The organism is Vibrio sp. bablab_jr001, from assembly GCF_016464285.1.
Classification (GTDB): domain Bacteria; phylum Pseudomonadota; class Gammaproteobacteria; order Enterobacterales; family Vibrionaceae; genus Vibrio; species Vibrio fluvialis.
This window is the reverse complement of sequence record NZ_JACDWZ010000032.1, coordinates 92,212-109,139: the sequence shown is the minus strand read 5'-3', so window position 1 is coordinate 109,139 and position 16,928 is coordinate 92,212. Positions and strand designations below refer to the sequence as shown.

13 protein-coding genes are annotated in these 16,928 nt (G+C 50.7%); 6 read left to right on the top strand and 7 right to left on the bottom strand.

What is annotated here, in order from left to right:
- Nucleotides 1–246: 246 nt before the first annotated feature.
- The 3 genes from JIG40_RS02490 to JIG40_RS02480 all read left to right on the top strand — a co-directional run bounded on the left by JIG40_RS02490 (nucleotide 247) and on the right by JIG40_RS02480 (nucleotide 4,080).
- A complete protein-coding gene (locus JIG40_RS02490) occupies nucleotides 247–993 on the top strand; it encodes a YggN family protein (protein WP_038129493.1) in 747 nt (248 codons plus the stop codon).
- 58 nt (nucleotides 994–1,051) lie between these two features.
- Nucleotides 1,052–2,599 (top strand): diguanylate cyclase, encoded by a 1,548-nt coding sequence (locus tag JIG40_RS02485; protein WP_199464707.1) that lies wholly within the window; start codon nucleotides 1,052–1,054, stop codon nucleotides 2,597–2,599.
- 125 nt (nucleotides 2,600–2,724) lie between these two features.
- The gene (locus tag JIG40_RS02480; protein WP_047460089.1) at nucleotides 2,725–4,080 is read left to right on the top strand and encodes a sodium-dependent transporter; all 1,356 of its coding nucleotides are present in this window, start codon (nucleotides 2,725–2,727) and stop codon (nucleotides 4,078–4,080) included.
- Nucleotides 4,081–4,142: 62 nt separating this feature from the next.
- Here the strand turns inward: JIG40_RS02480 and JIG40_RS02475 are convergent, their stop codons facing one another.
- From JIG40_RS02475 to JIG40_RS02445, 7 genes are all read right to left on the bottom strand, one after another.
- Nucleotides 4,143–5,243 (bottom strand): succinylglutamate desuccinylase/aspartoacylase family protein, encoded by a 1,101-nt coding sequence (locus JIG40_RS02475; RefSeq protein ID WP_080650564.1) that lies wholly within the window; start codon nucleotides 5,241–5,243, stop codon nucleotides 4,143–4,145.
- Nucleotides 5,203–6,108 carry a 30S ribosomal protein S6--L-glutamate ligase gene (gene rimK / locus JIG40_RS02470; RefSeq protein ID WP_020331632.1) on the bottom strand — a complete coding sequence of 302 codons (906 nt, stop codon included), beginning with the start codon at nucleotides 6,106–6,108 and terminating at the stop codon, nucleotides 5,203–5,205. Before rimK ends, JIG40_RS02475 begins: the two co-directional genes overlap by 41 nt.
- Complete coding sequence (locus JIG40_RS02465) at nucleotides 6,108–6,548, bottom strand: ATP-dependent zinc protease (RefSeq protein WP_020331633.1); 441 nt, start codon at nucleotides 6,546–6,548, stop codon at nucleotides 6,108–6,110. The genes rimK and JIG40_RS02465 overlap by 1 nt, the downstream gene beginning before the upstream one ends.
- 258 nt (nucleotides 6,549–6,806) lie before the next feature.
- The gene (locus JIG40_RS02460) at nucleotides 6,807–8,279 is read right to left on the bottom strand and encodes an aminoacyl-histidine dipeptidase (RefSeq protein ID WP_199464706.1); all 1,473 of its coding nucleotides are present in this window, start codon (nucleotides 8,277–8,279) and stop codon (nucleotides 6,807–6,809) included.
- 695 nt (nucleotides 8,280–8,974) lie between these two features.
- Nucleotides 8,975–10,759, bottom strand: a complete 1,785-nt coding sequence (locus JIG40_RS02455) for a PLP-dependent aminotransferase family protein (RefSeq protein WP_020331636.1) — start codon at nucleotides 10,757–10,759, stop codon at nucleotides 8,975–8,977.
- Nucleotides 10,760–10,861: 102 nt separating this feature from the next.
- Complete coding sequence (gene gabT / locus JIG40_RS02450; RefSeq protein ID WP_199464705.1) at nucleotides 10,862–12,133, bottom strand: 4-aminobutyrate--2-oxoglutarate transaminase; 1,272 nt, start codon at nucleotides 12,131–12,133, stop codon at nucleotides 10,862–10,864.
- Between the two features lie 32 nt (nucleotides 12,134–12,165).
- On the bottom strand, nucleotides 12,166–13,593 hold the full coding sequence (locus tag JIG40_RS02445) for an NAD-dependent succinate-semialdehyde dehydrogenase (protein WP_044363763.1): 1,428 nt from the start codon (nucleotides 13,591–13,593) through the stop codon (nucleotides 12,166–12,168).
- 219 nt (nucleotides 13,594–13,812) lie between these two features.
- Here JIG40_RS02445 and JIG40_RS02440 point away from each other — a divergent pair, with 219 nt between their 5' ends.
- The 3 genes from JIG40_RS02440 to JIG40_RS02430 are packed head-to-tail and all read left to right on the top strand — an operon-like array spanning nucleotide 13,813 to nucleotide 16,813.
- The gene (locus JIG40_RS02440) at nucleotides 13,813–14,829 is read left to right on the top strand and encodes a TRAP transporter substrate-binding protein (protein WP_020331640.1); all 1,017 of its coding nucleotides are present in this window, start codon (nucleotides 13,813–13,815) and stop codon (nucleotides 14,827–14,829) included.
- A gap of 54 nt (nucleotides 14,830–14,883) precedes the next feature.
- Entirely contained in the window at nucleotides 14,884–15,501 is a 618-nt protein-coding gene (locus tag JIG40_RS02435) for a TRAP transporter small permease (protein WP_199464704.1), read from the top strand.
- Nucleotides 15,491–16,813, top strand: coding sequence for a TRAP transporter large permease subunit (locus tag JIG40_RS02430; RefSeq protein ID WP_020431940.1), 1,323 nt, complete (start codon nucleotides 15,491–15,493; stop codon nucleotides 16,811–16,813). The genes JIG40_RS02435 and JIG40_RS02430 overlap by 11 nt, the downstream gene beginning before the upstream one ends.
- Nucleotides 16,814–16,928 lie beyond the last annotated feature (115 nt).

The following is a 16,928-nucleotide window of genomic DNA, read 5'->3' as shown; positions in this document are numbered from 1 at the left end:
TCTGACGATTCTGCCCCTATTCTGCGCATCAGCCAGCTAAATGGTCGATAGCGAATCAATAACTGACAAGCCGTTAACTTAGCGAGACGCAGTTTTGGGTATGGTTAGCCTCGTCCTGTACTAACAACATGATATCAGTGCAAGATTGCCCTCTAATGGGCGGTAGCGGCACTTATCGAACTCAACGCTTGGCCAATTGCGCCCACTTTGTTTGGAGAGAGCTCAATGTCACAGACCGGAATGATGATGAAAAAACTAGTTTTAGTAACCTCTTTACTGTGCAGTACCTCATTATGGGCGGCACAATGCCAACAGGTGGACGTGAAGAACGAAATTCATCTCAGTGGCTCGAATGTGGAAATTCATGCTGCTAACGGACAAACTGCCGTGATGGATCAGAATAACAACCTCTATCTGTCTGGTGAAAAGCAGTCTCTGACGCCTCAACAGCAGCAAGCTGTAGAGTCGTACCGTGAGAGTCTGGCGAATGCTTTACCGAAAGCGCGTCAGGTAGCCAGTGATGGTTTGGCAATGGCAAACGATATTCTAGATGATGTGGCTGCCAGTATTGATTCGCCTCAGGCATTTGACAGCGTGAAGCAGAACCTGAAAGCGTTTGTGGCGGATATCGAAGCCCGCTATAACAAGAACGGCGACTGGGTGCTGCCTGCAGATACGTTTGAATCGATGAGCCAACAATGGCAGCAGGATTTTGATAAAGCTCGCGCCCTGTTTACCCAGGAGTTCCTGACGGGGGCGTTTGATGCGATTGCCACCAAAATGAAAGAAGACGGCGGTATCAATCTGACCGAATTGGGCAATACCATGGCTGACCTCAAGACTCGCTTGGAAGAGCGCTTCAATGAACACTCGCAAACCATTGAGAAAGAGCGCCGGGAATTATGCGATTCGCTGGACGACGTGGTTGAACAAGAACAGAAACTCCATCAAAAAATTCCTGAACTTAAGAACTATCAAGTTTTTACCATCTAAACTGAAAAGAGCGCTTCGGCGCTCTTTTTCATCGTCCTGAACAATTAGCAAAGGTGCCATGACTCTCTCCAATATCAGTTTACGTTCGTTAACTGCGCTGACTGCACTGGCGGTGGTTGCCTGCTTTGTGGCTTTTTATCTCGCCTTCAAATACTTCTGGTCGTTTGACCGTGAGCTTGAGCACGCACGCCAGTTGCAACTGGCCGAGACTAAGCGCGTGGAAACCATCATTGCGCTGGAGAAGCAGGAAATGGGCGCTTCCATGGCTGACTACGCGGCCTGGAATGATATGGCGGATTACATTGCCCATCCCAATCCTGAATTCATCGACGACAGCATCGGTATTCATGCATTTCAGTCGAAAGCTCTGGATGGTATTTTTATTTTTACCCCGCAGGAAAAGTTGGTGTGGGGTATGAAGTATGATTTTGAGCAGAGTAGAGTGGGTGACTACCAACCCTTCGTCCCTTACTTTCCGATTATATTGAGTGAGCCGAAACGCTCCCGCAGCGATTATGTGGAAGCGTCGGTGCGTTTTGTGGTAGTGGGGCAGGAGCCGTATCTGGCCGCGACCTCGCGCGTGTGTAATAGCGAAGGTTCGGGCTGTGATAAAGGTTATCTGATTTTCGTCAAGAAAGTGCGCAGCCAGTTCGCTAGCGTCATTGAACAGGCCACTGGCATCGATATTGATGTGTTGAGCCGCGCGCCGTTCGCTCCAATGCCCAAACCCGAACCCAATATCAGCTATCTGGAAAAGCTCGATTTCAGCGGTCATTCCAGCGTACTGATCAAACTGGTGCACAAGGTTAAGCTGCCGACTTTTATTCGAACGGATGAAATTGTCGCCTTGATGACGTTTTCAGTGCTGATGTATTTCATCAATCTGCTGGTGGTCGATTCGCTGGTTCGCCCCATCACGGATGCCAACCGAGTGTTGGAACGATTCAAACTTTCGGGTGGTAAAATCCCGGATGAACATTTTTTTGTTTCACGAGAAATGAAAGCGTTCGCTCGAACCATCAACCAGATTTTTTCCGAGCTGGAGCAAAGCCGGGAGGAGCTGCGCTGGCAGTCTGAACACGATCCACTGACCCGTATTTCCAATCGGCGTAAACTGGAAAGTGAGCTCACCAGTTTCATTGTGGAGCAGCAATATCCTTGGATCGTGCTGTATCTGATCGATGTGGATTATTTCAAACTTTACAATGATCACTATGGCCATCTCGAAGGCGACCGCGCGCTAAAACGAGTGGCAAACGCACTTGAGCAGATCTCTTTTGCCAGAGCGAAGGTCGTGGCACGCTTTGGGGGCGAAGAGTTTTGTGTGGTGCTGGCGAGCGACAACGAACTGGATCCGCATCAGTTCGCATTACAGATGATGAGCTATGTCGATCAGTTGGCGATCGAGCATAGCGTCTCGCCACTCAAACCAACCCTGTCGATCAGTATCGGCGGAGTAAGGGCGTGTAAGCCGGGTCGAGAAACCTATCAGTTACTGTTTCACGAGGCGGATCAAGCCTTGTATCAGGCCAAAGAGCTGGGACGAGCTCAGTACGTGATTACCGACTTTTGTTCAATAGATGAACAGAACAACCATGTAAATTAACATTTACGATATAACTTCCCGTCATTCTCGTGTTTATCCGGCAAACCATCCTATTACTCATTGAGTATTTTGTTGGTTTGTATTAGTGTACTAGCCAACTAGTTTGATGATATGTGTGAGTGGTAATGGCACAGAGTAATACCCGTGAAACTTTTGGCTCTCGCCTTGGGTTCATTTTAGCCGCAGCAGGCGCGGCAGTTGGCCTTGGTAACATCTGGGGCTTTCCGACACAGGCGGCCAGCAATGGTGGTGGCGCGTTCCTGTTGGTCTATCTGGTTCTGATTTTCGTCGTCGCTTTCCCGATGCTGGTCGTCGAAATGGCCATTGGCCGTTATGGTCAGGCTAACCCGGTCGATAGTATGCGTTCGCTGACGGGCAATGCGTTTGCCAAACGTATTGGTGGTCTGGTGGGCTGGATTGGTCTGAGTGTACCGAGTGCCGTACTGGCGTTTTATAGCATTGTGGGTGGCTGGATCATCTGTTTCATGCTGGGCGCAGTGACGGATATCATCGGTCTGGAAAGCGCCACAGCGTGGTTAAAAGGCTTTTCGGTAGAACGTAACCTTCTTGGTACTCTCATTTTTTACGTTCTGACTATTCTGATTGTGCAAGGTGGCGTTAAGCAGGGGATCGAAAAATGGTCGACACGGCTGATGCCTGCGCTGTTCGTGCTGTTCGGAGTCTTGTTCATCTATATCATGATGCAGCAAGGAGCGATGGAAGGGCTGCAGCATTATCTGGTACCGGATTTTGAGAAAGTCTGGGATCGCAAACTGATTCTGGCGGCTATGGGCCAGGGATTCTTCTCTCTGACCATTGGTGGCTGTTCGATGCTTATTTATGGTTCATACCTGAGTAAGAAAGAGAACCTGCCAAAGATGGCGATGAACGTAACTTTGGTCGATACCGGTGTGGCGTTTATTGCGGGTCTGGTGGTTATGCCAGCGATGTTTGTCGCGATGCACAAAGGCGTACAAATTTATGCGGAAGATGGTTCACTGCTCAGCTCCGATACCTTGGTATTTACGGTTCTGCCGCTAATGTTTGATAGCCTTGGGCTGTTTGGCCAGCTGTTTTCGATTGTCTTTTTCCTGCTGCTGACGATTGCTGCGCTGACGTCGTCGATTTCGATGTTGGAGTGCCCGGTGGCTCTGGTCGGCGAGCGCTTTAATACCAAACGTACACCAACCAGCTGGGTATTGGGTGGCGTAATTGCGCTGTTCAGCGTGGTGATTGTTTACAACTTCGGAGCACTGTTTGGCTTGGTAGCAACTACGGCAACGCAATATCTGCAACCTACCGCCGCACTGATGTTCTGTCTGTTCGGTGGCTGGGTATGGAACCGCAACGCTAAGTTTAAAGAGCTGGAGCAGGGCTTCCCAGAATTTACGCAAAGCCTGTTTGGTAAAGTCTGGCCTTGGTATGTACGCTTTGTGTGTCCATTGCTGGTGGCCGCAGTGATCTGGGCTTCATTTGGTTAAGCTCTGGTAACTGCAATAAAAAAGCCCCCGTTGATCGGGGGCTTTTTGCTATCTCGGATCCATCAGGCTGGTGACGGTGGCATCAACTGACCTGTGGTCAGTGGTTCCAAATCGGTGTCGATAACTTCCTCAATAAAGTCGCCCACCACTTGTTCCACCATATCATCACGCTGGCTGAAGTAGGCCAGATGGAACACGGCATCGCCTTCGTTTACCAGTGGCAGCGTTTGCTGTCCAATTACGATGCCGCCTTTGTTGGCTTTGATTTCCACTTCGACGTTACCCAGTGGCGAGTTGATGTAAGCCAGGACCTGACCACGTTCAACGCGGTCGCCAAGTGAGACGACGGTGCGCAAGATACCATCGGCTTCGGCACGCAGCCAACTGGTGGATTTTGCAATCACCGATGTTGGTAGCTTTTTCCGGCTGACACGCATCATGCCGATCGCCTGCATCACGCGTTTAATACCGACGATGCCGGCGCTGATGGCAATCGGTTCAAAGCGTAACGCTTCACCCGCCTCGTAAGTCAGGACCGTAATCCCCGATTTTTCCGCCTCACTGCGCAGCGAGCCGTTACGCAGCGGCGAATCCAGAATCACGGGCGTAGCAAATGCCTGAGCAACACGCAGCGTTTCCGGGTTACTCAGGTCGGCGCGAATCTGTGGCAGGTTAGTGCGATGAATAGCACCAGTGTGCAGATCGATGATGTAATCACAGTTGAGGGCTACCTGAGAGAAGAAGGTGTGCGCCATACGCGAGGCGAGCGAACCTTTCTCACTGCCGGGAAAGCAGCGGTTGAGATCGCGGCGGTCCGGCAGATAACGGGATTTATGAATAAAGCCGAACACGTTGACGATCGGGACCGTGATCAGGGTACCTTTAAGCTTTTTCGGATCGATAAGGTTGATGAGTTGGCGAACAATTTCGACGCCGTTGAGCTCGTCACCGTGGATAGCGGCGTTGACCATCAGCACTGGGCCAGGGGCCGAGCCATGAATGATTTCAACGGGAATAGAAAGCGGTGAGTGGGTGTAGAGTTTGGCTGCTTCCAGCTCTATGACTTTTTTACTTCCTGGGGGAATGGACTCCCCCAGAAACTGATACGGTTTATTCTTGCTATTAACCTTTGCCACGGGTTCGGGTCCTTTTACTGGCCGCATTCTTCTCAATAAATTCGACAATCAATCCTGCGATGTCTTTACCGGTCGCTGCTTCGATGCCTTCCAGGCCCGGTGAGGAGTTTACTTCCATCACCAGTGGACCACGATCTGAGCGCAGCAGGTCAACACCCGCGACATTCAGGCCCATTGCTTTGGCGGCTTCGATTGCGGTTTTGCGTTCTTGTGGAGTAATTTTTACCAGCGAGGCGGTACCGCCACGGTGAAGGTTGGAACGGAATTCCCCTTCAGCGCCCTGACGTTTCATCGCGGCAATCACTTTATCACCAATCACAAAACAACGGATGTCTGCGCCACCGGCTTCTTTAATGTATTCCTGAACCATGATGTTGGCTTTCAGGCCCATAAAGGCTTCGATAACACTTTCCGCTGCTTTGCGGGTTTCCGCTAACACTACACCGATGCCTTGGGTGCCTTCAAGCAGTTTAATCACTACCGGAGCACCGCCCACCATGTCGAGTAAGTCTTTGACATCATCAGGTTTGCTGGCAAAACCGGTGATCGGCATACCGATGCCTTTGCGTGATAGCAATTGCATCGAACGCAGCTTGTCACGCGAACGGCTGATGGCGACCGATTCGTTGGCTGGGTACACGCCCATCATCTCGAACTGACGCAGAACCGCCGTGCCGTAGAAGGTCACTGATGCACCGATACGAGGAATCACGGCATCAAAGCCCGCAAGCTCTTCACCTTTGAAGTGAATCTCGGGCTTATCTGAATTGATATTCATATAGCAGCGTAATGCATCGATCACTTTAACTTCGTGCCCGCGTTGCTTACATGCTTCAATCAATCGCTTGGTTGAATACAACGAAGAATTACGCGACAGAATACCAATTTTCATTATCTAGGCTCCTCGAAAGGGATTAAAAACGACTCAGTTGGGTCGACAACAATTCTGTGGTGCATGGCAGTGCGGCCTAACAGCATGCGAAACGCCATGTTTTCCCTGTTGGTGAGCGTGATCTCTGCTGACCAGGTTTCGCCGCCGAGAGAGAGGTCTGATTTGATCACAAATCGCGTCTCTTCGTGGCCACCGGAATCGCGGACCGTACGCTCGTCCACCACTTCTGCTTCACACACAGTGACTTTATCTACATTATGTTGCAAGGGATGGATCCAAAAACGAACCCAAAGAGCCTCTTCTTTGGTAAAGCTCTCTACCTTGAATGCGTGCAAGCAAGACGTTCGGGCTCCGGTATCGATTTTTGCATTAATTTTATCAATACCTAACCCTGGAAGGCTGAGTGTTTCTCGCCATCCGACAATCATTTTTTCTTTCATCGCAATTTCATTAGTTTGAGAATTTCAGATACTGCTCAGGAATTTACCCGAAAGAGTTGGGCTTAAGCAGCATCCCCGATACAACTTCATAATGGAGTTATCGCTTGAATAGAGTTTGGTGAATAACTCTGGGAACTTCAAGGACGCGAACTCTAGCAGCGAACAATAAATTCAATCTAATGAATTAAATTTTTCGTGTCGACAAAAATTATTGATAGTTTAGCAAAACAAAGCCGGGGTTTGGCCCCGGCTTTTTGATTACGCTTTAGCCGGAATATTTTCCAGCAAAGCAATCATTTGCTCCCAGAACAGACCGACCGTGTCGATCTTCACTTTCTCATCCGGAGAGTGCGGGAATTTGATGGTTGGGCCGAACGAAACCATGTCCATTTCTGGGTATGGCTTCTTAAACAGACCACATTCAAGGCCTGCGTGGATCACCATGATATTTGGTTTGTGACCGTAAATGCCTTCATACATATCGCGGAAGATGTGCATGATTTCTGAATCGGCGTCCGGTTTCCAGCCCGGGTAAGCACCAGAAAACGCGATATCCGCGCCAGCCAGTTCTGCAACAGACGTCAGCGTGCTTTCCACTTGGCTGCGGCCAGAGTCGATCAGTGAACGAATCAGACACAACACTTTAATCTGCTGTTCGTCTGTAGTGATCACACCCACGTTCAGTGAGGTTTCTACCACACCTTCGATGTCATCACTCATGCGGATCACGCCGTTCGGGCAAGCATTCAGTGCCGCAATAACGCGTTGCTGATCTGCCAGTGCAAAGACGCCCAGAGCCGCTTCTTTCGCTTCGTTGAACGTCACCAGATTGGTTTCCACGCGGCCAAGTTCGGCTTTCAGCAACTCAGTGTAAGTGGTGAACAGTTCATCGAGTTTGGTTTGATTGTCGGCAGGAATCGCCACTGTGACAAACGCTTCACGCGGGATCGCGTTGCGCAGACTGCCGCCGCGGAATTCAATCAGACGCAGATCCAGCTCTTGCGCATGGCCCGCAAGGAAACGCGCAATCAGCTTGTTGGCGTTGCCACGACCAGTGTGAATGTCACAACCTGAGTGGCCACCTTTGAGCCCTTTCAGGGTCAGTTGACGAGTCACGTAACCCGCTGGCAGTGCTTCGCGCTGAATATCAAAGGTTAATGCACCGTCCACGCCGCCAGCGCAGCCCATGTAGACTTCGCCTTCCTGTTCAGAGTCGGTGTTTAGCAGGATTTCACCTTCCAGCCAGCCGGCTTCCAAGCCGAATGCGCCTGTCATGCCCGCTTCTTCATCAATGGTCAGCAGCACTTCGAGTGGACCGTGCTTGATCTCTGTGGATGCCAGTACCGCCAGACAGGTTGCCATGCCGATGCCGTTGTCTGCGCCCAGAGTGGTGCCTTTGGCGGTGACCCATTCGCCATCAATGTATGGTTGAATCGGATCTTTAGCGAAGTCATGATCTGTGTCTTCATTCTTTTGTGGAACCATATCGATGTGCGCTTGAAGCACGACCGCTTTTTTATGTTCCATACCCGGGGTAGCTGGTTTTTTGATGAAAACGTTGCCGGTTGGATCGCGGCGAACATTCAGCCCTTGTTCTTTGGCCCAGCCAATAATGTATTGCGCCAGTGCTTCTTCGTGTTTTGAAGGGTGTGGAATTGAGCAAATCTTATCGAAAAACTGCCACACAGGGGCAGGTGATAACTTGCTGATTTCAGAATGGAATTCAGACACAGATAACTCCTTTTGTGTAATATTTCCCGATCATTGATAGGTGTTTTACGCTATTTTTAGAGAAATAGACTGTGACCGGGCTATGACATAGTGACGGTCAACAGCATACCATTATGCGCAAGTGGGGAGTAGCGCATTTACGGATCAATAGTTTTCCATTTATCACACTTTGAGGATCATCGTGGTAACCTTGTTTACACTAAATGCAATCAATTGCGCCTTATTGGTAATTTTATTAAAAAACAAGCTGAGTTTTTTGTAATTTAATTACCAAATTAACCTGACATGGATCAATTAATTGGATTTATGTGATTTTTATCACCAAAAGTGTTGTAATAAAATTTCTTGGTGGTATATTTGTAACCAACTTCGAAAGCGAAGACAAAATGCTCAAAGGATGAGTCCGATTTATCGCCTCCAGGGAACCGAGAAATCAATCAAGAATGTATGGTTTTAATGGTGATAGTTATGAATAAAGGTTTATCTTCTGTAATGTTCTGGAAAAACAAATCTGTGTTTACCGGCAGCTTTACATACCCGTCAAGCTTTGGCTACTAAGCGATAGCTTGCAACTTGAACAGTTTTGTTCACCCCTATATTGGAATTTATTTTTAATCAAATTTGGTTAATATGATTCACCGCCACCTGTATTCAGGTGGCGTTTTTTTATCTCTGCGATCAGGAAAAACCACCAATCAGCGAACGATCCGCGCCTCGCCGATAAAGTATCCTTCTTCATCAAAACGTTTGATCTCGCCCTGTTCACTGACGATCGTGATGTAACGAATGTCGGAAAACTGCCAGTTACGCCACTGATAGACAAATTTGTCGTTCTCAACCCACCAGTAACCTTCATCCACGTCGTTAGGACGATCGGAAATGCCGATCAGCTTGCCGTCGGCCTGCAGAGTAATCCGGTAGGGAATGTTAAAGCAGTCTTTGGTCAGGAGTGTCTGATTGGTAAACAATGCGCGGATTTGTTGCCCGTTGAGCGGGACGGATTCGCAATCCTCCAGTCGTTCATTAGGCAGTACCTGCTTGGCGATACGCGCCAGTTGCTTGATGCCTTCACGAATGTTTTCGGTACGAATCGACTGGAAGCTGAGCCGAAAACTGTTGTTCTTGTGATCGCAGCAGTAGTACTTGGCGCCATTGTTGATCAGGATGCCTTGCTCTTCTGCCAGCCGTTCAAAACGCTCGGCATCAAAACCCTGTTTGTATTCGATCCAAAATGCGGTGCCTGCCAGCGAAGCGACGGCGCCGGATTGCGGAAAGTAATAGTTCATCGCTTTTTCCATTGTCAGCCACTTATCGCGGTAGCGCTTGAGAAGCTTTTGCGCCAACACATCGTAATAGCCAAGGCTGAGAAACAGTGCCAGCGTCTGGCAGTTGCTTTTCGGCGGCAGGCTGTGGGTGCGCACCTGAAGCGATTTGATTTGTGCGATGAGCGGTTCGGCGGCAACGATAAAACCGATACGCAGTCCCGGTGCGATGCTCGAGGTAAAACTGGAGATATAAATGATGCGCTCGCTGTGATATTCGCAGCGCAGTGGCGGGCAACTGTCTTCAATAAAGCTGACGTCGTGTTCAAAGTCATCTTCGATGACCAGAAAATCGTGCTGCTCGGCCATGGCCATCAGCGCTTTACGCCGCTCCGATGACATGCGCACCGTGGTGGGAAATTGGTTGCTCGGCGTGGTGTACACCACATGACACGCCGCCAGCCGCTCGTCCACGACCAATCCCTGGCGGTCGACTTCGATTGGCAGCACGTTGGCACGCCGTGCCTGAAACTGATGCAGTGCTTCCGGATAACCGGGGTTTTCCATCGCGACCGTACTCTGTTTGGAGACCAGCAATTTGGCCAGATAATAGAGGCTATTCTGGCAGCCAAGTGTGATAGCGATATTGTCTTTGGAGACAAAAATACCGCGCTTGGTCAGCACGCGGGTGCGAATTTGTTCAATCAGCTCTTCGTAGTCGTGATCATTGGAAGTCCAGCTGCGATGGTTGCTTTTATTCAGTGACTGAATGCTGCATTTACGCCATTCCGACACCGGAAACAGGTCTTCGTCGACAATGCCGTTGACGAACAAATAAGGGTAGTCGCTGAGATCTTTGACGACGACATCCGAGCGGGTGTGTTCGGTATTCAGGTAGTTAAACCAGTCCAGAGCGCCGCTGCTGGCGGGGGAGGGCGAAGTCGAACTGGTCGCCGGAGCGCTCAGTTCCAGTTGTGGATTGACGTAGTAGCCTTTACGTTCAATCGGCACCAACACTCCTTCCTCGGCGAGCTGTTCGTAGACTCGCAAAATGGTATTGCGCGAGACCTTGAGTTTTTCCGCCAGACGACGGGATGACATGATGCTGGTTTGCTTGGGCACAAATCCGGCAAAGATGGCTTTCGCGATGTCGCTTTTAATTTGATCCTGTAGCGTACGCGAATCCTGGGGGTCGATATGAATAAATTGATACAGCATAGCTTTCCTGCACATCAAACAGTCGAATCCGATGAGTACCAACGAAGGGGGAGCGAAAAGAGATGTGCATGACTGCACATCTCCTTGGGAAATCGTTGACGCTCAGATTAACGACTGCAGTTCCGTTTTTATAATATCCAGGCCTTTCGTGATCAGCTCTGACTCAATGGTCAGCGGTGGAAGGAAACGAATTACGTTTGCCTTAACACCACATGAGAGCAAGATCACACCTTGGTGATGACACTTTAATACCAATTGTTTGGTCAGGTCTGCAAGTGGCTGGCCAGTGGTTGGATCATTGAGTTCCATCGCAATCATGGCGCCGACCTGACGAATATCCCCGATTTGCGGGATCGCTTTCTGCATTTCGATCAAGCTTTCTTTAAATTGCAGACCGACGTGTTGCGCTTTCTCACACAGGTTTTCGTCTTTGATGATCTTAATCACTTCCAGTGCCGCGCGGCAGGCTAAGGGAGAACCGGCGTATGTGCCACCGATGCCGCCCGGCGTCGCTGAATCCATGATCTCCGCTTTGCCGACCACACCGGATAGCGGGAAGCCACCGGCAATCCCTTTCGCCATAGTGATCAAGTCTGGCTTGGCGTCGAAGTATTCACACGCAAACAGTTTGCCTGTACGGGCAAAACCAGTCTGAATTTCATCACAGATCATCACGATGCCGTGTTGGTCACACAGTTCGCGAATCGCGCTGACCCAGGCGTTCGGTGCTTGGTAGAAACCGCCTTCACCCTGAATCGGTTCAAAAATGATCGCGGCAACACGTGATGGCTCGATGTCGCAGGCAAACAGGTCCTGAATCGCATTGAGGCTCAGCTCTTGGCTGATGCCGTGGTACGCATTTGGGTAAGGCACGTGATAGATTTCGTTCGGGAACGGACCAAAGCCGATTTTGTACGGTGCGGTTTTGCCGGTCAGGCCCATACACAGGTTAGTACGACCATGGAAACCGCCTTTAAAGGCAATCACGCCGCTACGGCCGGTGTAAGCGCGCGCAAATTTGATCGCATTTTCCACCGCTTCCGCGCCAGTCGTTACAAATGCGGCTTTCTTGTCGAAATTACCCGGAGCAATGTCGACCACGTTCTCAGCCAGTTCGACAAAACTGGTGTAAGGGGTCACCATCGAACAAGTGTGACTGAATTGCTCGAGCTGCTCTTTTACCGCTGCGACGATGCGTGGGTGTGAGTGGCCGGTGTTGTTGACCGCGATACCTGCGGCAAAATCGATGTACTGCTTACCTTCAATGTCGGTGATCAGCGCGTTTTCTGCTTTCGCTGCGTAGATAGGTGCCAGGTTAGCCATGCCTTTCGCGACGACTTTTTCCTTGCGACTTTGCCATTCCGTATTTGTCATGTTTGCGTGTCCTTGTGGTTACGTTCGGCGGCTTAAAAGCCACCGAAGCAGAGGTATTTGATGTTGAGGTATTCGTCGATGCCTTGTTTGGCGCCTTCGCGGCCAAAACCGGACTGCTTCACGCCGCCAAATGGCGCGACTTCGTTGGAAATCAGCCCTTCGTTGATACCGACCATGCCGTATTCCAGTTTTTCAGCGATGTGGAAAGCGCGGTGAATATTGTTGGTGTAGAAGTAGCTGGCGAGGCCATAAATGGTGTCATTGGCACAGCTCACCAGTTCCTCATCATGAGAGAAACGTACGATTGGCGCGACCGGGCCAAACAGCTCGGTCTGGACAATGTCCATCTCCTGCGTCACGTTGGTCAGTACGGTCGGCTCAACAAACAGTCCGCCAGCCGATTTTCCACCCAGCGCAATGCTGGCGCCTTGTTCGACCGCGGTGTTGATGTAACCGAGCACACTGTTTTTGGCTTTGATGTCAATCAGCGGACCGATGTTGACGCCGGCTTCAAGGCCGTTGCCCATTTTCAGCTCGGCGACGGCGGCAACAAATTTAGTCACGAACTCGTCATACACTGCATCCTGCACATAGAAGCGGTTGGCGCACACGCAGGTTTGACCGGCGTTGCGGAATTTCGAAGCAATGGCCCCTTGCACCGCGGCATCAATGTCGGCGTCATCAAACACGATAAACGGTGCGTTGCCGCCCAGCTCCATCGACGTGCGTTTGATGGTGCCAGCGCATTGGGTAATCAAGTGACGGCCCACTTGAGTCGACCCGGTGAACGACAGCTTTTTGATGTCCTCATGGGTGCAGAAAATATCGCCAACCGCGACCGATGAATGGTTGTTGAGCACAATCAGCAGATCTTGAGGCAGCCCCGCCTGATAGGCCAGCTCGGCGGTCGCATAAGCCGACAGCGGTGTTTGGTTGGCAGGCTTGACGATGAAGCTGCAACCAGCGGCCAGCGCAGGCGCGGCCTTGCGGGTGATCATCGCAATCGGGAAGTTCCATGGCGTGATGGCGGCGGCGACACCAATCGGTTGTTTCACGGTCAGCAGACGTTTATTACCAGCCGGTGACGGAATGGTATCGCCATAGGTACGTTTGCCTTCTTCGGCAAACCACTGAATGAATGAGGCGCCGTACATCACTTCCCCTTTGGCTTCAGCCAGAGGTTTACCCTGTTCGAGTGTCATGATGCGTGCCAGATCGTCGGCGTTATCCAGCATCAAGTCGTACCAACGCTTGAGAATCACTGAGCGCTCAGCTGCACTTTTTTCCTGCCAAACAAGCTGTGCCTGTTTCGAACGGGCAATCAGTTCATGAATGGTTTGCGTATCCAGCGACGGAATGTAGGCCAGAATCTCATCGGTGGCGGGGTTGAGTACCGCAATCGCGTCATCACTGGCGGCGCAGGTCGCATTCAGCAGAGTTTTGTTAACAATGTGCTCCATATTTGTGTCTCTTTTGTAGGCTGTTGATTGCATGTTAGACACAAAAAGTGGGTCGCACTGAGTACCAGTTGGTCACAAACGTTGGTACCAGAACGGCGAGCCTGGCTGGTACCATAACAACTTCGCGACTGGCACTATCGCATTCCTTTTCCGTTCTTCATATTGAGTTGGGAAACAAATCAATAACAAAAGTGTAACGATGCAGGAAGAGGAATTTCTATGTTAAGTGTAAAGGGAACCAAGCTGGCGAAAGCCGTTCTGGCCGCGGCTGTCGGGGTAAGTGCACTGATGTGTTCGACCGCGACCATGGCCGCGCAGTACAACTGGCGTTTCGCGAACTTATACGGCCGTGGCACCGCGTTTGGTGAGGTGTATGAAGACCTGGCAAAAAACATTGAGACCATGTCTAACGGCCGCATTGCGGTGCAGGTGCTGTACTCCGGTGAAGGCGTCGGGACCAGCGGTATTCTGAATGCGGTGAAATCGGGTCTGATCACTATGGGTGCACCGTTTCAGCCAATGCATGCTGGTGAATTCCCGGCGGGCGTGGTAGAAGTCGGCCTGCCGGGCGGTACGTCGGATGTGGCTGAACTGACCACACTGTTCCACGACAAAGGCTGGGGCAAAATTCTTAAAGAAGCGTACGGTTCGCAAGGCCTCGAATGGCTGGATCCCTACATTCAGCCACCGGTGTACATCATCACCAAACAGCCCATCAATTCGATTGCCGATTTCAAAGGTCTGAAGATTCGTGCGCCAGGCGCGTACGGCAAGTTCCTGCGCAATCTGGGTGCATCTCCGGTTTCTCTGGCGTGGAGCGAAATTTACACTTCGCTGGCGACGGGTGTTATCGATGGATCTATCGGGTCGAACATGATTGACCACCGCGATGGTAATCACGTTGAAGTGGCGAAATACATGTACCCGGTACCACTGGCGGGCGCACAGGTTCTGCCAATCATTGTTAATAAGAAAGAGTGGAGCAAACTGCCAGCTGACTTGCAGGCAATCGTGAAAGCGGCAACGGCGGCGCACGCTCAGGAACAGATGTCGAAATCAAAACTGTGGGAATCGCAAGCGGTGGCAGACATGGAGGCCAAAGGCCTCCAATGGAGCCCGCAGCCTTCAGAAGCGGATCTGAAAGCGTGGAAAGAAGCGGGTATGTCACTGGCGAAAGAGTACGCAGCGGAAGACAAGTACTCGAAGCAGCTGGTGGATATTCTCGAGCAACAATAATGGACGACGCAGGTGAACCCGTTTGGGTTCGCCTGTTTTTATAGGGAGATTTCTATGCTTGAAGCCATTTTACTGAGGTATTGCCAGTTCACGAAATACGTCGTCAGTCTGATTGGACGCTCAGTGTCGTATTTGCTTCCCGTGCTTGCCGTGATCGTATTCTACGAAGTGTTTGCCCGTTACGTGCTGAACCGCCCGACCATCTGGGGCTATGACACATCGCTGTTTTTGTTTGGCTACATTGCGGCATTAGGCGGCGCGTATGCTCAGCAACGCGAAGCGCACATCAACGTCGATATTATTCACGCCAAAGTGTCGGAAAAAACACGCCGCATTTTTGATGTACTGACCAGCATTCTGGCGATGGGCTTCTTGGCCGTGATGGCAAAAACCTGTGGCGGCATGTTCATCGAAAGTGTCGAATTTAACTACAAAACCCAGAGTGAATGGGCCCCGGCCATGCATCACTTCTGGCTGATGATTACTGTCTCTGCGGTGATTTTTATTGCCCAGTATTCTACGGAGCTGATTGCCAATCTGTTCTTTTTGATCAAAGGCCGCGAATTGAATGGTGAGGTTCACCAGCACGTCAATCTGACTGAGCAGCCATTTAAGGTCGATAACGACCAGCTGGATTCCGTTTTTGACAAGGAGAGCCCAAATGGGAATTGAGATGTTAACCCTGCTTCTGTTGGGTTGTATCCTGACCGCGTTCGTTCTTGGTGCCCAGGTTGGTCTGGCGCTGGGTGGAATCGCGATGGGTGTCGGTTATCTGGTGTGGGGGGAGTCGCTGTTTAATATTATTCCGACTACTGTCGAGAGCACCTTCTTTAACTTTATTTTGCTGGCGATCCCGCTCTATATCTACATGGGACAGATTTTGACGCGTTCCGGGATCGGCGATGCCATGTTTAATGCCAGTCAACTGGCGATCGGTCGTGTGCGCGGATCGCTGGCGATCAGCGTGATCGGCGTATGTTCGATGATCGGCGCCATGGTAGGGATCATTGGTGCGGGCATCATGACCTCGAGCTCGATTGCGCTCAAACCTATGCTTGAACGTGGCTACGATAAGAAGCTGGCGCTTGGGGTTATTATGGCGGGCGGCTCACTGGGCATTCTGATTCCGCCGAGCATTCCGATGATCATGTTCGCGTCGTCCACTCAGAACTCGGTCGGCAAGATGTTTCTCGGCGCCATGGTACCCGCGCTGATTACCATCGTGCTGCTAATAAGTTATGTGGTGATCAGCTGTAAGCTGCGTCCGGAACGTGCGCCGATGGATATCGATAATGACATCGAAGTGCCTAAAGGCTATGAGCTGTTTAAAACCATTCGTGATGGTGCTTCATCATTTGCTCTGATTGTGGTGGTTCTCGGCAGCATCATTGCCGGGATTGCGACGCCGACCGAATCCGGCGCGCTGGGCGTGATGGGCGCGATTCTGCTCTCGATTCTGTTTAAGCGTTTTAAGCCGGAACTGCTGATGCGTTCGGGCATGCAAACCGCCATGCTGGTGAGTGTCGCGATGTGGATTATTCTCGGGGCGTCGGTGTTCAGTAATTTCCATCTGTTGATGGGTATTCAGGGCATGGTCTCGGGCTTTACTCAGAATCTCGATCTGCCGCCGATTGTGATCATCATGATGTTCCAGGTCATTATGCTGCTGCTCGGTTTTATCATTGATGAATTCATTATTGTGCTGATGTGCGCGCCGATATTTACTCCGGTGGCGGTGTCGCTCGGCTATGACCCCATCTGGTTCGGCGTATTGATGATTCTCAACATTGTGATTGCGGTGCAGACGCCGCCCTACGGGTTTGCGCTGTTCTACCTCAAAGGCATCGCGCCGAAAGGGGTCACGATGATGGATCTGTATAAATCCGTCACCCCATTCATCATGGTGCAATTTGTGGTCTTGGTGATCTGTATGCTGTTCCCTGATCTGGTCACCTGGTTGCCTAATAAGGTGATGAATTCCTAATCCAGTCGATGGTACGCTTCTGATATTCACAACCTCTCTCTGATGTGCAGCCAAGCAAAAGGGAGAGGTTGTTCTCATTTCTGAACTCTCATTCAAGTCGGTTAATTTCTAGTCG

What these genes read in the sequence shown, in the direction of transcription:
- JIG40_RS02490 (WP_038129493.1), top strand. Translation starts at nt 247, where the DNA reads ATGAAAAAACTAGTTTTAGTAACCTCTTTACTGTGCAGTACCTCATTA.
- JIG40_RS02485 (WP_199464707.1), top strand. Translation starts at nt 1,052, where the DNA reads ATGACTCTCTCCAATATCAGTTTACGTTCGTTAACTGCGCTGACTGCA.
- JIG40_RS02480 (WP_047460089.1), top strand. Translation starts at nt 2,725, where the DNA reads ATGGCACAGAGTAATACCCGTGAAACTTTTGGCTCTCGCCTTGGGTTC.
- JIG40_RS02475 (WP_080650564.1), bottom strand. Translation starts at nt 5,243, where the DNA reads ATGCGGCCAGTAAAAGGACCCGAACCCGTGGCAAAGGTTAATAGCAAG.
- rimK (WP_020331632.1), bottom strand. Translation starts at nt 6,108, where the DNA reads ATGAAAATTGGTATTCTGTCGCGTAATTCTTCGTTGTATTCAACCAAG.
- JIG40_RS02465 (WP_020331633.1), bottom strand. Translation starts at nt 6,548, where the DNA reads ATGAAAGAAAAAATGATTGTCGGATGGCGAGAAACACTCAGCCTTCCA.
- JIG40_RS02455 (WP_020331636.1), bottom strand. Translation starts at nt 10,759, where the DNA reads ATGCTGTATCAATTTATTCATATCGACCCCCAGGATTCGCGTACGCTA.
- gabT (WP_199464705.1), bottom strand. Translation starts at nt 12,133, where the DNA reads ATGACAAATACGGAATGGCAAAGTCGCAAGGAAAAAGTCGTCGCGAAA.
- JIG40_RS02445 (WP_044363763.1), bottom strand. Translation starts at nt 13,593, where the DNA reads ATGGAGCACATTGTTAACAAAACTCTGCTGAATGCGACCTGCGCCGCC.
- JIG40_RS02440 (WP_020331640.1), top strand. Translation starts at nt 13,813, where the DNA reads ATGTTAAGTGTAAAGGGAACCAAGCTGGCGAAAGCCGTTCTGGCCGCG.
- JIG40_RS02435 (WP_199464704.1), top strand. Translation starts at nt 14,884, where the DNA reads ATGCTTGAAGCCATTTTACTGAGGTATTGCCAGTTCACGAAATACGTC.
- JIG40_RS02430 (WP_020431940.1), top strand. Translation starts at nt 15,491, where the DNA reads ATGGGAATTGAGATGTTAACCCTGCTTCTGTTGGGTTGTATCCTGACC.